Annotated in this window: 21 protein-coding genes; 12 read left to right on the forward strand and 9 right to left on the reverse strand. The window is 57.8% G+C overall.

From position 1 onward, the window contains the following. The first annotated feature begins 566 nt into the window (after positions 1–566). Both K3819_RS15255 and K3819_RS15260 read left to right on the forward strand, forming a co-directional pair. On the forward strand, positions 567–1,421 hold the full coding sequence (locus K3819_RS15255; RefSeq protein WP_085610319.1) for a GNAT family N-acetyltransferase: 855 nt from the start codon (positions 567–569) through the stop codon (positions 1,419–1,421). A 61-nt stretch (positions 1,422–1,482) separates the two neighbouring features. Further along, positions 1,483–2,190 (forward strand): cupin domain-containing protein, encoded by a 708-nt coding sequence (locus K3819_RS15260; RefSeq protein WP_221397369.1) that lies wholly within the window; start codon positions 1,483–1,485, stop codon positions 2,188–2,190. A gap of 2 nt (positions 2,191–2,192) precedes the next feature. Here K3819_RS15260 and K3819_RS15265 read toward each other — a convergent pair whose 3' ends face one another. The 8 genes from K3819_RS15265 to K3819_RS15300 all read right to left on the reverse strand — a co-directional run bounded on the left by K3819_RS15265 (position 2,193) and on the right by K3819_RS15300 (position 10,730). After that, entirely contained in the window at positions 2,193–3,581 is a 1,389-nt protein-coding gene (locus tag K3819_RS15265) for an LLM class flavin-dependent oxidoreductase (protein WP_221397370.1), read from the reverse strand. 35 nt (positions 3,582–3,616) lie between these two features. Continuing rightward, positions 3,617–4,462 (reverse strand): amino acid ABC transporter permease, encoded by an 846-nt coding sequence (locus K3819_RS15270; protein ID WP_221397371.1) that lies wholly within the window; start codon positions 4,460–4,462, stop codon positions 3,617–3,619. Beyond that, the gene (locus K3819_RS15275) at positions 4,459–5,280 is read right to left on the reverse strand and encodes an ABC transporter substrate-binding protein (RefSeq protein ID WP_039768560.1); all 822 of its coding nucleotides are present in this window, start codon (positions 5,278–5,280) and stop codon (positions 4,459–4,461) included. Before K3819_RS15275 ends, K3819_RS15270 begins: the two co-directional genes overlap by 4 nt. Positions 5,281–5,428: 148 nt before the next feature. Further along, positions 5,429–5,827: a DUF5329 domain-containing protein gene (locus K3819_RS15280; protein ID WP_221397372.1), complete on the reverse strand. Its 399-nt coding sequence runs from the start codon at positions 5,825–5,827 to the stop codon at positions 5,429–5,431. A gap of 94 nt (positions 5,828–5,921) precedes the next feature. Beyond that, positions 5,922–7,496, reverse strand: a complete 1,575-nt coding sequence (locus tag K3819_RS15285; RefSeq protein WP_221397373.1) for a phospholipase D family protein — start codon at positions 7,494–7,496, stop codon at positions 5,922–5,924. Positions 7,497–7,802: 306 nt separating this feature from the next. Further along, positions 7,803–8,828, reverse strand: coding sequence for a sensor histidine kinase KdpD (locus K3819_RS15290; RefSeq protein ID WP_221397374.1), 1,026 nt, complete (start codon positions 8,826–8,828; stop codon positions 7,803–7,805). 10 nt (positions 8,829–8,838) lie between these two features. Then, the gene (locus K3819_RS15295; RefSeq protein WP_221397375.1) at positions 8,839–10,299 is read right to left on the reverse strand and encodes an ATPase domain-containing protein; all 1,461 of its coding nucleotides are present in this window, start codon (positions 10,297–10,299) and stop codon (positions 8,839–8,841) included. Beyond that, positions 10,296–10,730, reverse strand: a complete 435-nt coding sequence (locus K3819_RS15300; protein WP_085610674.1) for a hypothetical protein — start codon at positions 10,728–10,730, stop codon at positions 10,296–10,298. Before K3819_RS15300 ends, K3819_RS15295 begins: the two co-directional genes overlap by 4 nt. Before the next feature lie 266 nt (positions 10,731–10,996). On the opposite strand from K3819_RS15300, the gene K3819_RS15305 reads away from it, so the two are divergent. The 7 genes from K3819_RS15305 (at position 10,997) to tspO (ending at position 20,495) form a co-directional block, all read left to right on the forward strand. Next, entirely contained in the window at positions 10,997–12,442 is a 1,446-nt protein-coding gene (locus K3819_RS15305) for an ATPase domain-containing protein (protein ID WP_166742306.1), read from the forward strand. 24 nt (positions 12,443–12,466) lie between these two features. Continuing rightward, the gene (locus tag K3819_RS15310; protein ID WP_039768563.1) at positions 12,467–12,829 is read left to right on the forward strand and encodes a response regulator; all 363 of its coding nucleotides are present in this window, start codon (positions 12,467–12,469) and stop codon (positions 12,827–12,829) included. 508 nt (positions 12,830–13,337) lie between these two features. Beyond that, the gene (locus K3819_RS15315) at positions 13,338–14,321 is read left to right on the forward strand and encodes an LLM class oxidoreductase (RefSeq protein WP_221397376.1); all 984 of its coding nucleotides are present in this window, start codon (positions 13,338–13,340) and stop codon (positions 14,319–14,321) included. A 460-nt stretch (positions 14,322–14,781) separates the two neighbouring features. Then, complete coding sequence (locus K3819_RS15320; RefSeq protein WP_085610328.1) at positions 14,782–15,324, forward strand: DUF3833 domain-containing protein; 543 nt, start codon at positions 14,782–14,784, stop codon at positions 15,322–15,324. A gap of 8 nt (positions 15,325–15,332) precedes the next feature. After that, positions 15,333–16,871, forward strand: a complete 1,539-nt coding sequence (locus tag K3819_RS15325) for a cryptochrome/photolyase family protein (RefSeq protein ID WP_221397377.1) — start codon at positions 15,333–15,335, stop codon at positions 16,869–16,871. 164 nt (positions 16,872–17,035) lie between these two features. Next, complete coding sequence (locus tag K3819_RS15330) at positions 17,036–19,981, forward strand: PAS domain S-box protein (RefSeq protein WP_221397378.1); 2,946 nt, start codon at positions 17,036–17,038, stop codon at positions 19,979–19,981. Positions 19,982–20,039: 58 nt separating this feature from the next. Then, positions 20,040–20,495 (forward strand): tryptophan-rich sensory protein TspO, encoded by a 456-nt coding sequence (tspO, locus tag K3819_RS15335; RefSeq protein WP_085610677.1) that lies wholly within the window; start codon positions 20,040–20,042, stop codon positions 20,493–20,495. A 27-nt stretch (positions 20,496–20,522) separates the two neighbouring features. Here tspO and K3819_RS15340 read toward each other — a convergent pair whose 3' ends face one another. Next, entirely contained in the window at positions 20,523–21,500 is a 978-nt protein-coding gene (locus K3819_RS15340) for an NAD-dependent epimerase (RefSeq protein ID WP_221399705.1), read from the reverse strand. A gap of 603 nt (positions 21,501–22,103) precedes the next feature. Here K3819_RS15340 and rfaH point away from each other — a divergent pair. Genes rfaH through K3819_RS15355 form a run of 3 tightly spaced genes read left to right on the forward strand, consistent with a single transcriptional unit; the run spans position 22,104 to position 24,384 of the window. Further along, positions 22,104–22,640, forward strand: coding sequence for a transcription/translation regulatory transformer protein RfaH (rfaH, locus tag K3819_RS15345; RefSeq protein ID WP_064596747.1), 537 nt, complete (start codon positions 22,104–22,106; stop codon positions 22,638–22,640). A 37-nt stretch (positions 22,641–22,677) separates the two neighbouring features. Beyond that, complete coding sequence (locus K3819_RS15350; RefSeq protein ID WP_039768571.1) at positions 22,678–23,838, forward strand: outer membrane beta-barrel protein; 1,161 nt, start codon at positions 22,678–22,680, stop codon at positions 23,836–23,838. 12 nt (positions 23,839–23,850) lie between these two features. Further along, positions 23,851–24,384, forward strand: coding sequence for a polysaccharide biosynthesis/export family protein (locus K3819_RS15355; RefSeq protein ID WP_085610331.1), 534 nt, complete (start codon positions 23,851–23,853; stop codon positions 24,382–24,384). Position 24,385 lies beyond the last annotated feature (1 nt).

Here is a 24,385-nt window from a genome sequence, read left to right on the forward strand (position 1 = left end):
GTCAATGGCGCTACAAGCATTTGCCTGGTTTGCGCAGTAGCGATGCAACGCTGCAGCACACCGTCATTACAACACCGTGAAATCAGCAGATGGCGTTAAAAGCGACCTCCGTTCGATACAAATCACCGTTTTGGTCACGCCGCTCAGCAGACTTTGCGGTGCGCTCCAGCCTTGGGCAAAGCCCCGGTTTATGCGCACTTATGGACCTTTATCAGCCGCTTTGGACTTCGGGCAGCGACTTTGCCCGCAGAAACTGCGCCCCATCGCAGCCGTGGCATCAGTTGCTGCGGCGCATCTCAGCCCGGTTCTGAATCGAGGCGATTGAACGTACATCCTGCGCCTGAGCGACGAGGCTCGGTACAAGCCTTTTATAGGGTAAAAAGGCCCAAGCATTTGCTGCCGACACAAGGCCCGGATTAAGTAGTAAGTGTGGTCTTCGGGACCGTGCTTCGCGGAATCTGCCGAATATTCCCTGCCCCCTTGTCAGGCTTTCATCCAGATGGGATACAGGCGTCACCTCGCCGCAAAACCCGGCGCCAGCGCACACTCTTGATCGGAGAATCGCCATGTCCACCCCACTCCCTTCCTACGTCTATCGGCCGATGACTGCCGACGACCTGCCCAAGGCCCATGCCCTGTCCGTGCAATTGAAGTGGCCCCATCGACTTGACGACTGGGCCATGCTGCAACGGGTCAGCAAGGGCTTTGTCGTACTCGATGGCGAGCGTTTGATCGGCACCGCGTTCGCCTGCCCGCAAGGTGATTTCACGACCATTGGCCTGGTCATTGTCAGTGACGATTACCAGGGCCAGGGCATCGGGCGAAAGCTCATGGAACACGCGCTGCAGGCTTGCCAGTCAAGCACGGCGATATTGAATGCGACCGTGGCCGGCGCACCGCTGTATGCCAGCCAGGGTTTTGTCGAGTTTGGCCGGATTCAGCAGCATCAGGGCCTGGCGCAAGCCCCCGTGCCCGGACCATTGGCAGACGGTGAGGAATGCCGCCCGCTGCACGAGGCGGATCATGGGCGGGTGCTGGAACTGGCCAATGCCGGCAGCGGGCTGGATCGGCAAGCGGTGCTCAGCGATCTGTTCACTGTCGTAGAGCATTCGGTGGGCATTGTGCGCGCCGGCCAGTTGCGCGCCTTCGCCCTGCTGCGCCCGTTCGGTCGCGGTCGTTGCATCGGCCCGTTGATCGCCGAAAACCTTGGGCAGGCCCAACATCTGATCGCGACATTGCTGGCCGGGATACCGGACGCCTTTGTGCGCATCGATATTCCAGCCGATTGTGGCCTGGCCGATTGGCTGGAGGCCGCCGGCCTGAAAAAGGTCGACACCGTGGCCCAAATGTCCCGCGGTGCTGCACCGCAGGCACACCATGGCGTTCGGCAGTTTGCCCTGGTCACCCAAGCCATCGGCTGACTATCGGGCTGGCGCTGGTCGCCCCCCATGAAATTCCCTCAAGACCTGGAGCTTCACCCGTATGTTCGAACCTTGCATCATGCTGCTGGCTCGCGCCGATGGCAGTCGCGTCGACACCGCTTTCAAACAGCAACCCTTGAACGCTGCAGACCCTTTCTCGACCGGACGTCAGGTCGCCTGGTCAGGGAGCGACGGCATATCTGCAGGCATCGTCAAAGCAGGCGCAAGCCTTGATATCGAGGACTTCCCGCACACCGAGGTGATCGTGGTTCACGCGGGGCATGTGACGTTGAAAACCCGGGAGCGGACGCTGGAACTGGCCGTCGGCGCCAGCGCGGTCATCGGCCGCGGCACGGCCCTGCGGATCGAAGCAAAGACCGGCACCCGATGGGCGTTTTGCGCCATGGCCACCAAAGCCGCGACACCCGGCCTGACCCCGCTCGACCCGCTGGCGCACCTATCTCCCTCCGCCGCGCCGGAGCAGCAGATACTGATCGGTCCGGCACCGCAATGCCGCTCACGCAATGCCTTCGAAGACGCCACAACCGATCTGCGTGTCGGCGTGTGGGACTCGACGCCCTACGAACGTCACGGTCGCCCGCACAAGCTCAATGAGCTGATGTACCTGTTCGAAGGCAGCGTAACGTTGCAGACACCTGAGGGCTTGAGCGTGACCGTCAATACCGGCGACAGCGTATTTGTTGCGCGCGGGGCACCGTGCGCCTGGAAAAGCACGCGCTATGTACGCAAGGTGTATGCGGTTAAATAGCGTCAGCCATGAAGCGCCTTGTCGAAGCGGAACGAAGCCCCATAAGCCGAGGCAGGCAGGTGACTGGAGTGATCTGCCCGCAACCGCGAGCGGAAAGTGCCGCTCTGGGGTCGAGTACGGTACAGCCCACGCTTTTGCAGTTCGGGAATAACCAGTTCGACAAAGTCCTCAAGGCTGCCTGGGCTGATCAACGGGTTGAGCATATAGCCGCTGGTGCCGGAAATTCGCGCGTGCTCTTCGATGCGATCGGCCACTTGCTGCGGCGTACCGACGAGAATCAGGTCGCTGCCACGGGTAACGCTGGCGAAGCGCTTTTTCACATCACCCGCCGTCAGCGGCTTACCACTGCCATCGGGGCGCATCACGTAAGAGGTCAGGCCTTCGGTGTGCGTCGAGAGCGCATCGCTGTCGGCGTAGCGGCTGATATCGATGCCGGTGTCACCGGCGTAACTGACCAGTTGTGCCTGCAAGTGATAGTTGCTTTGCAACTCGTCGTATTTGCGCTGGGCTTCGATTTCGGTTTTGGCCGTGACGATGCGCAATACCGTCAACGATTTCACGTCTTCACGTTGACGCCCCCGCGCCTCAGCCTGGGCCCAGATGTCTTCCAGGCCCTGACGGATTTCCTGCGGGTTGGATTTAGCGATAAAGATCAATTCCGCATGCTTGGCGGCGAATTCTCGACCGCGTCCCGACCAGCCCGCCTGAATCAGCAACGGGGTGCGCTGCGGCGACGGAGCGGTCAGGTGCGGCCCGGCCACGCGATAGTGCGCCCCTTCGTGATTGATCGGTCGCACCCGCTCGCCTCTGGCATACAGCTGGCGGGCCTTGTCGGCAACCACGGCGTCATCGGCCCAACTGCCTTCCCAGAGTTTGTACACCACGTCGAGAAACTCCTCGGCGCGTTCATAGCGATCGTCATGCTTGATCATTTGCTCCAGCCCGAAATTGCGGGCGGCACTGGACAAGTAAGAGGTGACGATGTTCCAGCCCACTCGCCCATTGGTGAGGTGATCAAGCGTGCTGAAGCGCCGGGCGTGGGTAAACGGATGCTCATAACTGGTGGTCACCGTGACACCAAACGCCAGGTTTTCCGTCACGGCCGCCAATGCCGGAATGATCATCAACGGATCGTTGGCCGGTGCTTCCACCGCCCATTTCATGGCCGCATCGGCATTGCCGCCGAACACATCGTAGAAACCCAGAACATCACCAAAGAACAACATATCGAGGTGCGCCTGATCGGCAATCCGCGCCAGGTTTGACCAGTAGCCCAGCGAGTTGATCGCCAGGCGTTCGTCAGCCGGGTGCGTCCACAGACTCGGCGCACCGCCGCACCCGACACTGGCTTGTTCATAGAGTGCAAAAAGCAGAGGTTTGGGATCGGACATCTTGGTTCCTGCAAGAAATCATTCAACGGAATGGCTCAGCGCTGATGCTTGAAGCCTCTGCCGTAATGGCGTTCGAGGCGATGCTGGATCAGTTCGAGACCGATGGATAACAGCCAATAGATGGCGGCTGCGGTGGTCAGCATTTCAATGTAACGGTAGGACGAGCGCCCGTACGACTGCGCCAGAAACATCACTTCCCAAACCCCCATGACCGAAATCAGGGACGAGTCCTTGAGCATCGAAATGAACTGGCTGGTGGTCGGCGGAATGATCGTGCGCATGGCTTGCGGCAGGATGATATGGATGAACGTCGCGGCCGGCCTCAGGCCCAGTGCGGCTGCCGCTTCGCGCTGACCTGGGGCAACAGCGAGGATGCCGGCACGGAAAATCTCACTCAGATAAGCCCCGTAGTTGAGCGACAGCGCGATGATCCCGGCGCTGATTGCGCCTGGCACCACGCCCAACTGCGGCAGCCCCAGATAGATCAACAGGATCTGGATCAACAGTGGCGTGCCGCGAAAGAATGAGGCGTAGAAGCTGGCGATACCAAACGCCACGGCGCTGCTCGACAGTCTGGCCAGCGCGGTGACAAAGCCCAGCAATAACGAAAACCAGATCGAGCAGAAACACAGGAATATCGTCAGCGCCGCGCCCTGCAAGAACCCGTTCGGCCCCAGATGCAGGCCGACCAGGTTCGGCAACTTTTCCACAATGATCGAAAATTTCAGATCGAAGCGCATGAAAAACCACACGCCCAGACCCGACAGCGCCGCCCAGGTCAGATAAAGGCGCGTGCGAAAGCCGAACAGCTGACGTGTCAGTGGCGGCTGCTTTTGCGGGCTGACGGCCGCTTTGGCCGGATGCGGATTGATGGCTGTCATTGGCTGATATCAGAACCGATCCACTTGCGGGATATTTTGCTCAGCGTGCCGTCAGTCTTGAGTTGCGCAATGACCTCGGTGACTTTCGCATTCCATTGCGGATCGCCCTTCTCGACCGCCACGACGTTCGGCTCGGCATACAGTGGATCTCCGGCAATCTTGAAACGCGGATCCTGAGCGATGCGTTCACGCGCGGTGATGAGGTTGGTGACCATGGCATCCAGGCGCACGCCAGTACCCAGTGCGAGATCCTGGAAGGCAACGGTTTCATTGTCGTAAGGGGCGATCTGGACATTGTCGAACGGATAGCTCAACGGTTTGTCCTCGGCGCCTTCAATGACCAGATCCTTGTTCAGATAGGCCTCATAAGTCGACGCACTGATCACACCGACTTTTTTGCCGGACAAATCTTTGCCAGTGACGATGTCCTTGTCCTTCGCATTGACCACGATCACCGCCGGTGACTGGTAATACTCCACGGGGAAATCAAATACTTCGGCCCGCGCCTTACTCGGTGTCATCGAGCACACGCAGATGTCGTATCGACCGTTCCAGTGCCCCGCGGCAATCACGTCCCAGGAAGGTGTTTCAAGTTTCAGCTTGACCCCAAGGCGCTCGGCCACAGCTTTAGCGACATCCACATCGAAGCCGTCGAGCTGGTTCTGGTCATTGAGAAAAGAGAACGGCGGGTAACTCTCCATCAGGACACCGGTGAGCTCACCTTTTTGCGTCACGCGATCAAGGGTGGGCCCGGCGAAGGCTGCAGCGCAACTGACGGCGAGCGCCAGGCCAAGTGTCAAATGTGTCGGGATCTTCAAGTGCGAATGCTCCAATCAGGAAATGCCTGGTTAGATTAAAACGCACTATAAAATTAATATGAACTTCGTTTTAGGAATAAAAAGCTACACTTGGGCTATATGAAATTCAGCCGCCAGCATCAGGCAAAGCCTTCATCTCCAAGGCCCGTTAATGAAGTTGCCGTTGCCTGTCGAGCTCCCTCTTCAACCAGCTGCTGGCGGGTTCTGTGCGTTCTGCACAACGCACCTCATAGGCGCGCCCACTGATGCTGCTTTGAGTGGCAGCAAGATCGATGAAGTCTTCTGCGCTGTTCACCCTGTTCCTGGCTTCAAGATAATTCAGCTTTTTCTCCAGATGCGCTCGAGCACGGGGACCTGGGTATTCGCTGCCATTGCGCACAAACTGACACTCACTGTGTTCGACAAAGTCCAGCAAGGCTTTTATCTCTTCAATGGTTTGAGGTCTGGTTTGAACCTGCGCATCTGCGACGATTGCGATGAGGCTGATCCCTGCAATCATGACCCATTGGCTGATACGCCTCGCCGTTTCCCCTGCTCTCATTCGCATGATTCATCCTGCTCTTGAAAAAGGAATGGAACGAGCTCTGGCAGTATCGCCCGTCGTTGTCCGGTTGGTCGCAGACCCAAACTTGATGCGGTCTCTATAGCATCCTCTCCAGCCCGATCGCGCTGCTCAGCCACGAATTGAAGTGTCGCCACCAACTCCCCGGCTCCCTGGTCAACGTATGCTTTTTGCCGTCATCCTCGGTGACCCAGACCAGTTGATCCTTTTCCAGCACGGTGTGATAACTCAGAGCAGGCGCCATACCTTCCAGGGCTAGTTCACGCACCCGCCCCGCGAGTTCGGGATCATCAACCAACACCCCGACTTCGGTGTTCCACAATAAGGATCGCGAGTCAAAATTGAACGACCCGATAAAAGCTTTCTGCTGGTCAAAAATCATCGCCTTGCTATGCAGGCTGGAGTCGGAACTGCTGGAGGACCCGCTGTGGAACAGACGCGGTCCGCTATGGCTGTCGGCATTGTCGCCGGACTGGCGGCGTAATTCGAACAACTGCACACCATGCTTGAGCAAGGTTTTTCGATAAGGCGCGTAAGCGCCGTGCGCGGCGGGTACATCGGTAGCTTCCAGAGAGTTGGTCAGTAAGGTGATCGACACGCCGGCGTCGGCACGACCGGTCAAGTACAACAATCCCGGTTGACCAGGCACCATGTAGGCCGAAACCATGATCAACTCCTTGCTGACGCCGTCAAGTTCAGGCGCCAACTGGGTGGCCAACAGCAAGTGCGGAGCGGGTTCGCCCTTGGACAATACCTTGCTCGGGGCATCCCACATCGCTTTGTTCCAGGCCCAGATCAGCTCCCGGCGCCAGACATTCAGGCGTGGGTGAGTGGTGTAAGTCATCAATTGCTGATAGAGCGCGTGATCCTGCTTGCGAGTTTCCTCCAGGGATTCATCCAGCCGGGTCCGGGTATTTTGCAGGTCCCTGGTCGTCGGCCTGATCGAGAGAAACTGCTCGATCGACTTGCTCAGCGCACTGTTCCAATACTGATCAAAACTTTGCTCCAACTGCTCCGCAACCGGGCCGACACTCAACATATCGATGTCTTTGAAATTCTTGTCAGGCTGCGCATCGAAATACTCATCCCCCAAATTGCGGCCTCCGACGATTGCCACACAGTTGTCTGCCACCCACAATTTATTGTGCATCCGTCGGTGTTGCTGCGACAGATTGAACAGCCGCCCCATCGTTCGCGTTACGACGGTGCTGCGTCCCAGGTGCAGCGGATTGAACACGCGCACTTGAATCAGCGGGTGCGCCGCCAGCGTCGCGATAATCCGGTCCAGGTCATCGCTGGTGGTGTCATCGAGCAGAATCCTCACGCGGACGCCGCGGTCGGCGGCGTCGAGCAACTCGCTCACCAGTATTCTGGTACTGATGCCGTCGTGGACGATGTAGTACTGCAGGTCCAGGCTGCTTTGGGCATTACGAATCAGCTCGGCGCGGGCACTGAACGCTTCGGCACTTTCGGATAACAAACGAAACCCCGATTGGCCCTGATGCGGGGCAGCCTGGGCCTTGATTGAACGCCCGAACGCCGAATCGCTTGCCGGCAAAGCCTGGCTGGGTTCGTGGAGGACATTGGGGGTCGTACACCCACCAAAGAGTACGGCGAGCAACAGAAGAACAAACAAGCGCTGCTGGTTTCTCACGGAGCGTACTCCGGGCAATGAACATCAGGGAACCGGATCCTGAAGAATGGCCTGTTGGTTCCCTCCAGCCTTGTGGTCATATCGACCCATTGCACTGTTTTCTTCAATCTGCGGGGGTTGTTTCAGGAGCGTAGTTCATCCGCTGACACTTGCGGGAGCTGCCCATGGTGGAAAAGAGTGTGTGGACAGCAATCGACAAGAAAAAAAGCAACTGGTACCGCTGATTAAAATGGCAGCGCGAAGCATTTCCGCTACGCTCCCGCAGTCAGAGGCCTTGGTATAACGGTGGTCGACTTGTAGAAGGCGTCAATGACCAGCCAAGGGCAGTCTCATGACGAACTCGCTACCCTTCCCTTCTCCCGAACTGGTCCCCGCCACAGTACCGCCGTGGGCTTCGATCAATTCCCGCACGACCGTAAGTCCAATGCCCAGGCCTGCCCCATTGAAACCGACCGCGTGAACATCCTGTACGAACGGCTCAAAAATGAACGGCAGCGCCTTGGGCGTTATTCCAATACCGGTATCGCGAATGCATATCGTCAGGTGGTCGACTTCAATCGTCGCAGTCAGTGAGACCGTGCCATTGGCGGGCGTATATTTGGCGGCGTTGCCCAGTAGATTGCCGAGGATTTGAGTGAGGCGCGCTGGATCACCATTAACCATCAAGGCGCATTCCGGCAGGTTCGAGCTGAAACTCAAACTGTTAGCGATCATGAGCGGGCTGCAGGCATCTATCGCCTCATGAATGATTCGAGCCATATCGACACGCTGGCAATCAAGTCGAAACTTGCCGGTACTGGCGCGGGCGATATCGAGCAGGTCTTCGACCAAGCGGGACATCTGCTTCACTTGCCCCTCTATCAACACCTGCATGCGCGGCAGTTCTTCACTCGGCACACGTACCAGCCGGCCGGCAATCATGCTGATGGGTGTCAGAGGATTGCGAAGTTCGTGTGCAACCAGGTTGAGGAAGTTGCGTTGCTGTTCCAGCGCATGTTCAGCGGCCGCCTGCAAATCCTGGGCACTCAGCGCGGCTATCACCAGCTTCTCGTTTGCCTCGCGCAATTCGAGATACATTTGCTGCTCTGCCTGGGCGACTGTCGGATTTTCTGCATCCGACTGCGCCGACAGGATTGACAGCACCAGTTGCTGGTTGGCTTCAATCAATTGTTCGACATGGTGGCTATCGACGAGCTGGGCATTGGCCTGGTTGAGTTCTTTATGAACCGCTGCCAGCACCGCACGCGCCGCCACCGTTTTCTGGCCGAGCACGAACAGTTCGCGTGCAGCGCCAGCGATGGCTTGCTCATTCTTGCCGTGACCCTCGCTCATGATATTTCGCTCATCCTTCGATGGTGACCGCGCGCTGCTGGGTAGGACGTCCCCCTAACAACCCTTCCCTGTCCGGCAACATTTCGCCGATCTGCAAGCCATCATCATCTATCCGGTACAACCTCAACTCGTCGGAATGCGCGCTGGCCCGCACCTTGACCACGGCCATGATGCGCAACAAGCGGCTCTGCACTTCTATGTAGCGCTGGACGATGATGGCATCGGTGAGAAACGCCGTGCCGTAAGGACTGAAACGCAGGTCGGTGTAGCGATCCTCCAGCTCGGAGGTCATCAATACACTGACACCTGCACTGGTGAGAGCGGTCACCATGCGTGACAGCGACTCACGAAAGTCTTCGCGGAATGTCGGCGCCAACGCCAGCTCAAAGCCTGACAGGGAGTCAATCACCAAACGAGTAGCGTTCAGGCGGTTGATCTCGCTCAACAGTAACTGGACGATTTCGTCGATTGACAAGTCTGGCGCGCGACTATCGACCAAACCCACCTTCCCGCCCTGAATCAACCCGGCGAGGGTGGCGTTCTGGGAGCGATTGGGACGCTGCTCGAATACCGCGATCACGCCGGTCTCACCATTGCGCACGCCTTCGGCGAGGAAGGTCGCAGCCAGAATGCTTTTGCCCGAACCTGATGGACCTGCCACCAGCAGGGAGTATCCACGGGGCAAGCCACCGCCCAGCATTTCGTCGAGTTGGGGCACACCCATTTTCAGGCGCTGCATCGGAAATGTCAGCGTGGTTTCAACGTGGTTGAGGGGGGGCGGTGCGAAAACCTTTATGCCTGATGTAGCGATGCGAAAGGTGTGCAGCCCCGGCAGTGTCGGCTGGCCGCGCATCTTCATGATTTCCATCTTGCGCACCATGGAGTTGCGTTGAACGCTCTGACGCAGCCAGATCAGACCATCGGCCACCGTGAAAATAGGGTTGGTGTCAGTTTCAGTGAAATATTCACCGATCAGGAAAGTGGTCGCCTGCCAAGTGGTCATCAACATGCCTAACTGCTGAATGAACTGCGGCAAGTTGTTGTTGGGATTGTCCTGGGTCTGGCTCGCGAGCACCACTGAACGAAACGAATCGACGAACACCAGCGCCGGAGAGTACGCCTCTACCTCGGCGACGATTCGGCGTAGCACTTCGTCCAGATCCCCCGCCAGGGTATCACTGGCCAGGTTGATATAACGGATTGACTGATTGACGGCTTCCTCGTCGAAAAAGTCGAATTGCTGTTGGTAACGCAACATCTTCAACGGAGGCTCGCCGAGCACGGTGAAGAACAGTGCCGGACGCTCGGGCGTCGCCAGGGCAAACATCATCTGATGCGCCAGGGTAGTTTTGCCACAGCCAGGCGGGCCGGCGATCAGGTTGAACGAGAACTCCGGCAATCCCCCGCCCAGCACCTCGTCCAGTCCTGGCACTCCGGTGGACAGACGCTTGATAGTCACTTTGGTGTTCATGGCGAGTTTTCCTGCGCAGATGTGTCGCTCAAAGAAGGTTTCCACACGTCACGAAGCAAGCGTGCGGTGAGCGAGGGCCCGATCAGCGTAGTGAGCAGTTCGTAGAAGGTGGTCAGCATCACTTCACCAAACAACAAGGCGTCTGCTTCGCTTTCGGTAACGAGTTCAGAATGAAGAGCGTTCAGACCCGGCGCGGCTTGTACACGATCAGACAGGGGGCCCAGGTGCGGTTGGCGGGAGGCGCAGAGATGAAGGCTGCGTCGGTAAAGCGCTGCGACTCCCTGCTGACCGATGATGGGGGTAAGCGCTGTGTGCATAGCCTCCAAAATCGAGACAGTCGCTTGCGCGATACTTGCAGTATCAGCATTGGGGCCAACCCGGTGCGCCAGAGCAGCTACGATCTGGCGGCTCTCTTCGTTTAGCGCGGACATGGCTAGCTGATTTCTGATGGGCAGGTCTTGATAGTACACCCTGCAAGGCGTTGCAGAGACTCAATTGGCCCGAGAACCTTCTTTACTTTCGATTCCCCCGATTTATCGCCCACATTGAGGCTTCGCAGCTCCAGATTTAAGCGAATGAATAACTTTACCGGCACTGCTGCCTGAAACGTCAGTGAAGTGCAGATAGCCCCGGCACACAAATGGCGTTAGCATCCCGTACATTCGGTTTAACAGCATGATTTCAAGATCAGGGTCGCATAGTGGAAAAGCTAAATCGCCTTCAGAGTGGAATCGAAGGCCTGGATGCTCTGCTCAAGGGCGGATTGGTCTCAGGCGCTTCCTACATTATTCAGGGGCGTCCAGGGTCGGGTAAAACGATCCTCGCCAACCAACTTGGATTCCATCATGCGCGCAACGGCGGCCGTGTACTGGTAGCGACACTGCTTGCCGAATCCCATGACCGGCTTTTTCAGTTTCTGTCCACCTTGAGCTTTTACGACGCTTCCAAAGTTGGCGCTGAAATCCAGTTCGTCAGTGCATTCGATACGCTGGAAAATGAAGGTCTGGATGAAGTCGTAAAACTGCTGAGGCGTGAGATCAGCCGCCAGAAGGCGACAGTCATGGTTGTCGACGGCTTGCTGAACGCACGCTCTAAAGCCGACTCGCCAATCGACACCAAGAAGTTCATCTCTGAATTGCAAGGGCACGCTGCATTTGCTGGATGCACCGTGTTGTTTCTCACCAGTTCCCGACTGGATGACGGCAGCCCCGAGCACACCATGGTGGATGGCGTGATCGAAATGGGAGAGGAGCTTTATGGCACCCGCTCGGTGCGTCGTATTCAACTGCGTAAAACCCGGGGTAGCGCGGCACTGACCGGACTTCACGAGTGCGAAATCACCGAGAACGGTCTGGTGGTTTATCCGCGCCTGGAAAGCCTCTACAGCCACCCCTCTTCGCCCGACAGCGCCAACATGACGCGCATCCCCAGCGGTATACATTCTCTGGACACGATACTGGGTGGCGGGCTGCACAGTTCCAGCGTGACGCTGGTCATGGGCCCGTCAGGAATAGGCAAGACAACGCTGGGTCTTAAATTCCTGGGTGAGTCGACGGTGAAGGCACCGGGCCTGCATTTTGGCTTTTATGAAAGCCCGGAGCGGTTACGCCTGAAGGGCCAGTCACTAGGAATCGACATCAAAGGCATGGAAGAAAGCGGTGCGTTGAGCATCGCGTGGCAACCGACCACCGAAGGTCTCCTGGACGGCCTGGGCTCAAGGTTGCTGAGCATCGTCGAAGAAAAGGGCATCAAGCGTTTATTCATCGACAGCCTTAGCGGCATGACGCGGGTGTCGACGAATCCAGCCCGAATTACTGACTTTTACAGTGCCCTCATGAACGAATTACGCTCCAGGGGCGTGACCGTGTTTGCCTCTTGGGAGATGCGAGATCTGTTCGGCTCCGAGATCAGTTCACCAAACTCTGACCTGTCCAGCATCGTCGACAATCTGATGCTGATGCGGTTCTTCGAGAATGACTCTGAACTAAGCAGAACCATTTCCATTCTTAAAGTCAGAGATAGCTCTTATGACCCTTCGCGATTTGAAGTGGTCATCCGTGACCAGGACGTTGATCTGAAAAAGGCTTCAAGAAATGAACCGCCAGTTCCTAATCCTGCAGCCCTGCCAGGTTCATTTTCCTAGGTCTTCTATTCAGGTTGCATTCTCATGACCACCATCCTGGTTGTCGACGACGAATATTTGATCGCTGACATTCTCGGCTTTGCGCTGGAGGATGAAGGCTTCATGGTCGTGAAAGCCAGCAATGGCAAAAAAGGGCTTGAGGTACTTGAGCGAGAGCGCCCTGACCTGATCATTACCGACTTCATGATGCCGGTAATGGACGGACTCGAATTCGCCACGGCCGTCCGCGCCCTGCCCTCAGCGCATCTCTTGCCCATCATTCTGATCAGCGGCGCGCAAGCCCACCTCGGCATGGAGAGATCGGACTTGTTCAATGCTGTCCTGGAAAAGCCTTTCAATATCGATTCAATCCTTGCTACCGCCAGGCGACTGCTGGCTGCAAATTGAAACGGATTGAATCCATCTCCAAGACTGAACCTACCCGCTCGGCCCTGCATGCCTGATGGCATGCAGCTTTCACCCTTTGCTGGAACCGCTCGAGATTCATCGATGATTCGCCCAATGACCGAAGTCATGTCGAGTGGGACTCGATGGATCGTAATCCTGCCACCTGCTTGTGATCGGTTGAAGTCGCAAAGGTCTCCCACGATGTGCGAGGCACAATGGCGCAACACGGCAATACCGCCTACGCTGATGAGGTAACCTCTGGGCCCGTTTCCGAGTTGACGGTATCGAGCCGGGAGATGATTCCTTTTACCGTCCGCTTATCACCCATCCGGACCTGCCCGCGCATATCGCCAGCAACTGGCTCCTCAATCCGGTCCACCCGACCGGCAGTACGGCGCAATGGACAAAGCTGCACTCAGTCCCCCCACCTGTCGTTCCCAAGCTACCGATGCCGCAGCACCTCTGGCAACGGGGCGCTGTTCACGTTCTGCCACTGAGGAAAATCAGTATGTATCGGCCGAGCACGATTCCTTATCAGCAGCATCGAGGGTTCAGCCGAACCTTCACGCCGGGGCATTTGAGCCTCGGATTGTTCTTTCCCATGGAGGCCTTCGACGGCGACACGCCGAGCATGCTCAACCAGGTCGCATTGGCGAAACAGGCCGAGGCATTGGGCTTCAGCGCGCTCTGGTTTCGTGACGTGCCGCTTCGCGATCCCGGATTCGGCGATGTCGGCCAAGTCTTCGACCCCTGGGTCTACCTGGGTTATATGGCCGCCCATACATCGGAAATTGCGCTTGGCACCGCCTCCATCGCCATCCCTTTGCACCATCCCCTGCACACGGCCAAGGCGTCAGCCAGCGTCGATCAGTTGAGCGCAGGTCGCTTGATTCTTGGGGTGGCGTCCGGCGACCGCCCGGTGGAGTTCTCGGCTTTTGGCGTCGATCCCGAAAGGCGCGGGGATATCTTTCGCGAGCACTACGCGGTGATTCGCCGAGCCCACAGCACCAGTTTCGAACCCATCCACTGGAGCGCCGGGGAAATGCGCGGCGCGGATCTGATTCCGAAACCGACCACCCAATTCATTCCAATGCTCGTGACCGGCAATAGCCGTCAGTCACTGGATTGGATCGCGCGCGAAAGCAACGGATGGATCAACTATCCACGCATACCGAACATGCAGAGACTGGTCGTGGAAGATTGGCGGCTGGAGGTCACGAAGCAATGTGGTTCCGTCTATAAGCCCTTCACTCAGTCGCTTTACATCGACCTTGATGAAAACCCGTCCACGCCACCCGCTCGCATTCATTTGGGGTTCAAACTCGGACGCTACCATTTGCGGTTTTTGCTGGAGTCGCTTGAGGAAATCGGCGTCGATCACGTCATCCTGAATCTCAAATACGGAAAGCGCCCGGCAGCGGAGGTTATTGAGGAGCTGGGTACTCACATCATTGCGCAATTCGGTGCACAGCCAAGTCCGACAGCGCATTGATCTGTCGGCCACTCCTATCCCCGCAGGATGCTCACTGAGCATCCTGCGCCTCACGGTCCGGCGTTCACTGCGCTGGATATTCCCCAGTACCAGCGCTCGCCCGGCAGACCGGCCAACCGCTGTTTCCAAGGCAAAACGTTCGGCATCGCGTTAAGGCGCAGCAAGCGCCCTGCGTGAGGGAAGAAGTATTGTCAGATGGTTTTTTTCAGCCTATCTTGATTTATACCTATACAGACCATCCAACCACGTACAACTATTTCGCGATGGCTTGCCCCTCACGTACAGCGCTGCCGCGAGAAAAACAAAGCCGGCCATCGCCGTAAGACTCTCGTTGACGTCGTCAAAAGTCGAGCGTCAAGACCAGCTGGGGAAAACGATAAACCTGTACATGTCCAGCCCACCGTACAAGCGAATGGTTCGAACCTGGCCTTCGACACTTTTGCAATCAGGGAGTAAGGCAATGACGCGATTCCTGCTGTTACTGACACTGATATTCAGCATCGCAAGCTGCACCAGCGTGGACGTCGCCCGTTATGCCGACCAACACCCAGCCCTGGATCTGCATCGGTTTTTCAGCCAGCCCGTCAAGGCCTGGGGAATGTTTCAGAAGCGCAGCGGCGAAGTGACCAAGCGTTTCGAAGTGAATATTGTCAGCCGTCGCGAAGGCAACAACCTGATTCTCGACGAGCGCTTCCTGTACAGCGATGGCACCCGCCAGCACCGCGTATGGACATTGACGCCCGAGGGCCAGGGACGCTGGAGCGGTCGCGCCGGCGATGTAGTCGGCGTTGCCCAAGGCCAGGTGGCGGGCAACACATTTCACTGGCGCTATCGGCTGAACGTACCGGTCGACGATTCGACCTATGAAATGAGCATGGACGACTGGATGTACCTGATGGATGAGGACACGTTGATCAACCGCACCCGCATGTCCAAGTTCGGCGTGGAGGTCGGCCAGGTGACCTTGTTCTTCCGTCGCCAGAGCACCGAAGCAAGCCAATGAACCGCAAAATGAACACTACCCGCCGCTTGTGCCTGGTCCTGGGCGACCAGTTGTCCTTCGACCTGGCGTCCTTACAGGCACTCGATGCCGAGCGCGATACGGTGCTGCTGGTCGAGGTCATGGAAGAAGCCAGCCATGTGCCCCACCATCCACAGAAGATTGCTCTGATCTTCAGCGCCATGCGCCATTTCGCTCAGGCGTTGCGAGACCAAGGCATACGTGTTGAATACGTGACCCTGGATGACCCGCAAAACAGCGGCTCGGTGCCGGATGAGCTGCATCGTTGGAAAAAGCTGTTGCAGGCCGACGAAGTGCACGTGACTGAGTGTGGCGACTGGCGGCTGGAGCATTCGATCAAGGATTGCCGTTTGCCCGTCCAGTGGCACGCCGATACGCGTTTTCTGTGCAGTCGCGAAGAATTTGCCGCATGGGCCGAGGGCAAAAAACAGCTGCGCATGGAGTTTTTCTACCGGGAGATGCGGCGCAAGAGCCGCTTGCTGCTCAATGGCGACGGTTCACCAGTGGGCGGCGCGTGGAACTTCGATGCCGAGAATCGCAAGGCCCTGCCCAAAGGCGTCAAAGCCCCCTACCCCGCACGCTTCAATAACGACCCCATCACCCTCGATGTGCTGGCACTGGTCAAGGCGCGCTTCAGCCACCATTACGGCACACTCGATGACTTCAACTATCCCGTCACCCATGCCGATGCGCAGGCACTCTGGGCGTACTTTCTCGATTATGGCCTGGTGGGGTTTGGCGATTACCAGGACGCCATGGCCAGTGACGAGCCGTTCCTGTTTCATGCGCGCATCAGCGCAGCGCTCAACATTGGCCTGCTGGATTTGCGGCAAATTTGCAGTGACGTGGAGTCGGCGTACTGGGCCGGCAGCGTTGCGCTCAATGCCGCCGAAGGCTTCATTCGGCAACTGATTGGCTGGCGGGAATATGTGCGGGGCGTGTACTGGCTGAAGATGCCGGATTACGCGCTGGGCAACTCTTTTGGCAACAGCCGTCCGCTCCCCGAGTTCTACTGGACGGGTGACACGCAGATGAACTGCATGCGCCACGCCATCGGGCAAAGCCTGCAGCATGCCTATGCGCATCACATCCAGCGACTGATGGTCACCGGTAACTTCGCCCTGCTCGCCGGTATCGCGCCGAGCCAGATCTGCGAGTGGTATCTGGCGATCTACATGGATGCTTTTGACTGGGTCGAGCTGCCCAACACGCTGGGCATGGTCATGCACGCCGATGGCGGTTATCTCGGTTCCAAACCCTATTGCGCCAGCGGCCAGTACATCAATCGCATGTCGGATTACTGCCGCGGTTGCGCGTACAAGGTCCGCGAAAGCACGGCAGACAATGCCTGCCCGTTCAACGCGTTGTATTGGCATTTCCTGATGCGCCACGGTGAGCTGCTGCGCGGCAATCAGCGCATGGCCATGATGTACAAGAACCTCGACCGCATGCCGCAAACCAGGCAACAGGCACTCTGGCAACGCGGCCAGTCGTTGCTGGCCCGCCTGGATAACAGCGAATCGATTTGAAATCAGCGTTCACCCGAAGCGACCTTGCTCCATCAGTGAAACTTAACGACGAAGCAACCTGTCAACGGATCAGCAGCTACAACGCTTCCCGCTGCTGACTGCAGCGCTCGGGCATGCCCGAACCACTGAAACCGGTCCCTGAAAAATTCAACCAAGAAGGTGAGATGGACACCCTCAAACACCTTAGTCGCGAAGCGCTCGAGTGCGAGGTCAAGCGATTACGCGCCGCGCTGCAGAGCAATGAAGTCGACATTGAGCGCAACATCACAGCGCGACTGCACGCCAGTCAGGCCGCGCTCGCTCGTAGTGAGGCGCGGCAGCGCGCGGTTTTCGAGAGTGCAGTGGATTTTGCGATGGTCGTCACTGACCTTGGCGGGAACATCACGGAATGGAACTGCGGCGCGACCAACGTGCTGGGCTGGTCCGCCGAAGAGGTTCGCGGCCAGAGCGCGGCCTGCTTTTTCACACCTGAGGACCGCGCTGCCGGCCGTGTAGAAGAGGAAATGCAACGCGCCCTTGTCGAAGGCCGTGCCTACGATGAGCGCTGGCATTTGCGCAAGAACGGCGAGCGATTCTGGGCCTCTGGCGAGCTGATGCCGCTCTACGATGAAGACCAGACTCACCTGGGGTTCGTGAAAATTCTCCGCGACCGGACTCAGGAGCATCTGTTCGGACGCGCCATGACCGAAACCCAGGAGCGCTATCGACTGGCGGTCAAGGCGACCAGCGATGCAGTTTGGGATTGGGACCTGCAAACCAACCAGATCATCTGGAACCAGGCGTTGCAACAGGCGTACGGTTTCCCGCTGGAGAATGTTGATCCCAGTGGCGACTGGCGGTTCGCGCGGATCCATCCGCAGGATCAGGCGCGGGTGCAGGCATCGATGCGCGCCGCCATCGAAGGCGACGGCACGACATGGAGCGCGGAGTATCGGTTCTGCTGTCAGGACGGCTCTTACGCCGAGGTGCTGGATCGCGGACACTTGATCCGCAATCCCGCTGGCCAGGCCGAACGCATGATCGGCGCGATGCTTGACCTGACGCGCTCGCGCAGTGCCGAAACGGCGCTGCGTCAGAGTGAGGAACGCTTCAGTACCATTCTGGAAACCATCGAGTCGGCGTTCGCTATCGTCAAAGTCAAATTCGACGCCAACGATGAGCCTGTCGACTACTACTTCGTCGAGGCCAACCCGGCGTTCGAGCGCCAGTGCGGGGTCAACCTGCGCGGTAAATGGGTCACCGAGTTCGCGCCCAATCTTGAACGCTTCTGGTTCGAAACCTACGGCCACGTGGCCAAGACCGGGGAACCGGCGAACTTCGAAAATTACGCCAATACCTTTGAACGCTGGTTCGATGTGCGCGCGGTGCGGGTCGGCGATCCGGCCGACCGGCAGATCGCGATCCTGTTCAACGACGTCACCGAGCGGCGCGCCGCCGAGGAACGCTTGCGCGCCAGCGAGGCAATTGCCCGGGAAAACGTCGAACGAGTGCAACTGGCCCTTGCCGCCGGCGCCATCATCGGCACCTGGCACTGGGACCTGCTGACCGACCGCTTTGCCATCGACGAAGGCTTCGCCCAGGTGTTCAACCTCGACCCGGCACTGGGGCGCGAAGGCCTCAGCCTCGAACAAGTGATACCCAGCGTGCACCCCGACGACCGCGATAGCCTGACCATGGCAATCGACGAAGCCATTGGCCGCGGTGGCGCCTATTCCCATCAGTACCGTGTACGGCGCGAGGACGGCAGATTCCAGTGGATCGAAGCCAACGGACGCGTTGAGTGTGCAGATGACGGAGTTCCCCTGCGTTTTCCCGGCGTGCTGATCGACGTCGAGGAGCGGCGCACCGTCGAGGCAGAGCGCGACCGGGCTCTTGCCGCGTTGCGTTCGCTCAACGACACCCTCGAGCAACGGGTTTCATCGCGCACCGCGGAGTTGATGCAGGCAGAGGAAAAACTGCGTCAGTCGCAGAAGATGGAAGCAGTCGGCCAACTGACGGGAGGCCTCGCTCACGATTTCAACAACTTGTTGGCCGGCATTTCCGGCGCACTGGAGTTGATGGGCGCGCGGATCAATCAGGGCCGCTTGAACGAAGTCGACAAGTACATGGTGACCGCACAGGGCGCGGTCAAGCGAGCCGCCTCCCTTACCCACCGCCTGCTGGCATTCTCCAGACGCCAGACCCTCGATCCGCGACCGACCGACGTCAACACACTGATGACCGGCATGACCGAGCTGATCCAGCGCACCGTGGGCCCGAGCATTCTCCTGGAAACCATTGGCTCGCCCGTACTCTGGCCAACACTGGTGGATGCCAGTCAACTGGAGAACGCGCTGCTCAATCTGTGTATCAACGCGCGCGATGCAATGCCCGATGGCGGACGCATCACCATCGAGACGGCCAATCGCATCGTCGACACCGAGATCGCCGGCGCGCTGGACATGCCCGAGGGCGAGTATGTGTGCCTGTGCGTCACCGATACCGGCACCGGCATGTCGGCCGATGTCATCGCCAAGGCCTTCGACCCGTTCTTCACCACCAAACCGCTGGGCCAGGGCACAGGGCTGGGCTTGTCGATGATCTACGGGTTCGCCAAACAATCCGGCGGCCAGGTGCGCGTGCACTCCCAGGTCGACCGGGGCACCACGATGTGCATCTACCTGCCTCGTCACCGTGGCGATCCCGTGCAGAGCCACGATGACAAGCACATCGCACCGGCGGTGGTGCCCAAGGCCAGCGAGACCATTCTGGTGGTGGACGACGAACCCACGGTGCGCGCGCTGCTGACCGATGTGCTTGGCGATCTCGGCTACAACTTGCTTGAGGCAGGCGACAGCGTTGCCGGGCTGAAAGTATTGCAATCAAACGTGCATATCGACCTGCTGATCACCGATGTCGGCCTGCCAGGTGGCATGAACGGCCGGCAACTGGCCGACGCCGGCCGGGAGATCCGCCCGAACCTGACGACCCTCTTCATTACCGGTTACGCGGAGAACGCAGTCATCGGCGCCGCCCAACTGGGCCCGGGCATGCAGGTGCTGACCAAGCCCTTCGCGGTCGACACGCTGGTGGCGCGGGTCAGTGAACTGATGTGCTCAAGATCCGAATGAACGACCGCTGCGGCGGAACAAACCAGGCAAACGGGCTGCGGCCAAGGAGTATGAAATGGTGACTTTCCTGATTTTTCTGATCGCGTGCGGTGCGGCGGCAACCACCGGCATGGTTTTCAAGCCCGGGCAATGGTACGCGCAGCTCAACAAACCGAAGTTCACGCCACCCAACTGGGTGTTTCCGGTGGCCTGGACGACGATCTACCTGCTGCTGGCCTGGGTCGGCTATCGCTTGACCATGATTGCCGGCAGCGAACAGGTGCTGGCATTGTGGGCGGCGCAGATTGCGCTGAACACACTGTGGACGCCTGTGTTCTTCGGCGCGCAGCGGATCGTTGCCGCGATGATTATTCTCGTCCTGTTGTGGCTGGTCGTCGCCGTGATGGTGGTCCTGGCCCTGCGCCTGGATGTGATCACCGGGTTGATCCTGTTTCCTTATCTGGCCTGGCTGTGTGTTGCTGCGGCGCTTAATTTTTCGATCATGCGCAACAACCGGGTGGGTCTCGGCTCATGACCGTACTCCAGGCGCATGAAGCGCCGCTCAAATCCGATAGTACTGGCGATACCAACTCACAAACTGCGCCACACCCTCTGCAACTTCCACTCGCGGAGAGAACCCGATCCATTGTTCCAATGCCGAAACATCAGCCCAGGTCTTGATGACATCGCCGGCCTGCATCGGCAACAGATTGCGCTGGGCTTTTATGCCCAGTGCCTGTTCGAGGCAGTCGACGAAATCCAGTAACGCGACCGGTTTGCCGCGCCCCAGGTTGAAAATCCGGTTGACGCCACTCGCCTCCTTCTCCGGCGCTGGCGGTTTCGGACACAGGCGGACGATGCTTTCGACAACGTCATCGACGTAAGTAAAGTCCCGCGCCATCTGACCCTGGTTGTAGATGTCGATCGGTCGTCCCTGAAGAATGGCTTCGGTAAATTTGAACAGCGCCATATCCGGCCTGCCCCAGGGCCCGTAAACCGTGAAAAAGCGCAGGCCGCTGGCCTTCAAGCCGTAGAGATGGCAATAGCTGTCGGCGAGAAGCTCATTGGCGCGCTTGGTGGCGGCATACAGCGAGACAGGGTGCTCGACCGCATCATCGACGCTGTAGGGCAACTTGCTGTTGGCCCCATATACCGAGCTGCTCGACGCGTAGACCAGATGCGCGGGCGGATAATGTCGGCAGGCTTCCAGCACATTCAGAAACCCCACCAGGTTCGATTGCGCATAGGCATCCGGGTTGTCGAGCGAATAGCGCACACCCGCCTGAGCGGCCAGATGCACCACCTCGGTGAAATCGTGCGCTTTGAATAACGCCATCAAGGCAGGCTTGTCGACAATATCCAGTGTTTCAAAACTGAAACTCTGCAGACCGCTCAACTGTTCAAGCCGCGCCTGTTTGAGATCCACACTGTAGTAATCGTTAAGGTTGTCGATACCGACAACTTCCTGGCCTTGCTGCGCCAATCGTTTGACCGCGTGATAGCCGATAAAGCCCGCAGCGCCTGTAACAAGAACGGTCATAATCCCTGCTCCACACAAGCCGACAGGCAATAAGTTATAGCGCTGGATGACTTATTCAGTCCAGGTTTTATAACAGCACCCAATAGTGGGGAAAGTTTTCGATCTAAATAATAGTCGCGACCATAACAGGCAGAAAAAGTTTCTACCGTTCAGCTAAAAGAATAAGTCATTAAAAAACAATTGGTTATCCATCGGTAAAAGCATTACTGGATGGATGGCGTATTTTTTGACTGCTAACGTTTGACAGACCAGAAAGACTGGCCGATAACTACCAAGGTTGATTTTTTGCAGGGCGCGAGCAGTCACTTACTCGCGCCCTGTCGCTTCAGGGACAACTACTTAGTTACCTAACCTTAAGCCTGAATGAACAGACCGTGCGGTAGCTTTGCCTTCTAAAAAGTTGAACCGATAATTCCTCCAGAGGTGCCGCAGAACAGAGCGAAACTTCACTGCTCGATGCACACCAATGAAACACTTTGTGATTCATGTTTGAAACACCTCAATAACCCATAATAAAAAAGCACTTTCGCTGACAGCCCTTACTTAGCCCTCAATAGAGCTTCTGCCTGCCATAAACTTTCGATCATTACAGAGTTTACCAGCATGCCAGTCATCAGCTCGGACCACCCAAATTGGTATCTTTTGCAATGCAAGCCACGTCAGGATGAGCGTGCTCATCTCAATCTGCTTCAACAGAATTACGTGGTCTTTCATCCCCAACTCGTCAGCGAGCGCATTATTCGCGGAAAACGCCAGCGAGTGCACGAATCCCTCTTTCCTGGATATTTGTTCATCCAACTCAGTCGTGAAGACAACTGGGCCCCCTTGCGTTCCACCCGAGGGGTCAGTCGTTTTGTCGAATTCAATCATGGTCCCGCGACAGTGCCTGAGCACGTCATCGAGCATCTGCGTACGCGTTGCATCGAATCAATGACGTCGGGGCCGGATGAAGCGCTGAAACCCGGAGAGAATCTACAGATTGTCAGCGGCCCGCTCGCGCCACTGGAGGGCGTGTTCCTCGGATTGCACGGAACCGACCGCGTGATGATCCTCCTGCAGTTTCTCAACCGTGAGCAGCCTGTCTGCCTGCCACTCAGCGTGATTGAACGACAACAAGCCGGTTTTCACCCCTACAACTAACGACTTGCCTTATATGCCCTTGCTCAGGAGCTATAACATGGCTTTGAAGTCACGATGCCCTGTCGCGCTGATGATGGCCTGTCTCTATCCCGAAATGGCCTGGAGCATCAATCCGCAAGCCATTGATGTGTATGGATTCGACTTCACGCCATCGTTCCTGTTTTCGGAAAGTTATGACGACAACTTTCGCGAACTGGAAAACAGCAAACAGTCCTCCATGGTCACCAAGCTGGCGCCTTCTTTCGAGCTAAAGGCCGAGGATCGCAACAGTGCCACGCGACTGATCTGGCAACCCACTCGCTACATTTATCACGACGAATCAGATGCCTCGAACACGGCACAACGCGTGCGTGCCGACAGCATCATGGAGTTCACTGACCGGCATCGTCTGAAGCTCGACGCCGAGTACCGCAAATGGGAGCGCACGGAATCGACGGCGGTCGAAGGCATCAACGACAAGCTCAACAACAAACGGGTGGGCGGTCTCTACACCTTCGGGGCGAAAAGCGCTGACAACCAAATCGATCTCGGGGCCAGTTACGCACAACTGCGCTACGACAACGCCGATGGCATCAACGACGACAAGGAACGCAATACCACTGCCCTGACGAGCACCTGGTATCACCGCATCGGCAGCAACACCCGGGGTCTGGTGGAATATAACCACACCGACTTTGATTACCAGCAGGCCAACAGCCCGCGCAGCAGTAAATCCGACGCCGTCATGGCCGGTGCCGTATGGGATTTCACGGCACGCACGACGGGTAAAGTCCGCGTCGGTTACGAGAAAAAGAACTTCGACAACAGCGAATCCAAAGACCTCGACAACCCGACCTGGCAAGTCGATCTGCAATGGAAACCGCGGACCTATTCGACATTCACCTTCGTCGCTCGCCAGGCCCTTGCCGAGGGTGACGACGGCGCTGATGCCGTGAAGTCGACCTTCACCCAGGTCGGCTGGCGTCACGGCTGGACTGAACGGATTACTACCGTGGCCCAGGCCGGTTACGGGCGTTATGTCTACGAAGGCCAAAGCCGTACCGACAATCTTCAGGACTACAACCTGGCCGTGGTGTACGCCATGCGCCGTTGGCTGGATATCGAACTGGGTTATCGATACCGCGACAACGATTCCGATGCCGACAATGAAAGCTTCACCCGCAACGTGTTTCAGATCAGCTTCAACGTCAGCCTTTAAGAGGGTCTCGACATGAACACTCGCACACTTGTCCTTTTGTTCGCGTTGTTTCTCTTGCCCCACACCTATGCGGCAGATCCCGATACGCAATACAAACTCGCTGCCGGCGACGTGTTGCGAATCATCGTTTTCGGTGAGCCGGAATTGAGCATGAAAAAGATCCGGCTCAGTGATGCCGGCACCTTTTCCTACCCGTTTCTCGGCGAAATATCCGCCAAGGGACTGACCCCCGGCCAGGTCGAGAAAATCATCGTCGACGGGCTCAAGCAGGGTTATCTGATCGACCCGAAAGTCAGTCTCAGCCAGATCGAATACCGCTCGTTCTACATCAATGGCGAAGTGAAAAAGCCCGGCAGCTATCCGTTCGTGCCCGGACTGACACTGGAAAAAGCCATTGCACTGGGCGGCGGCTTGACCGAGCGGGCCTCGATGAAGCGAGTGACCATCTTGCGCGGTGATGGTGGCGCGACCGTGACCGATAACGTCACGCGCAGCACCACGATCGCCCCCGGCGACACCATTTCCATTGCACAAGGCTTTTTCTGAT

Source organism: Pseudomonas sp. 3-2, from assembly GCF_019710535.1.
GTDB lineage: Bacteria > Pseudomonadota > Gammaproteobacteria > Pseudomonadales > Pseudomonadaceae > Aquipseudomonas > Aquipseudomonas pharyngis.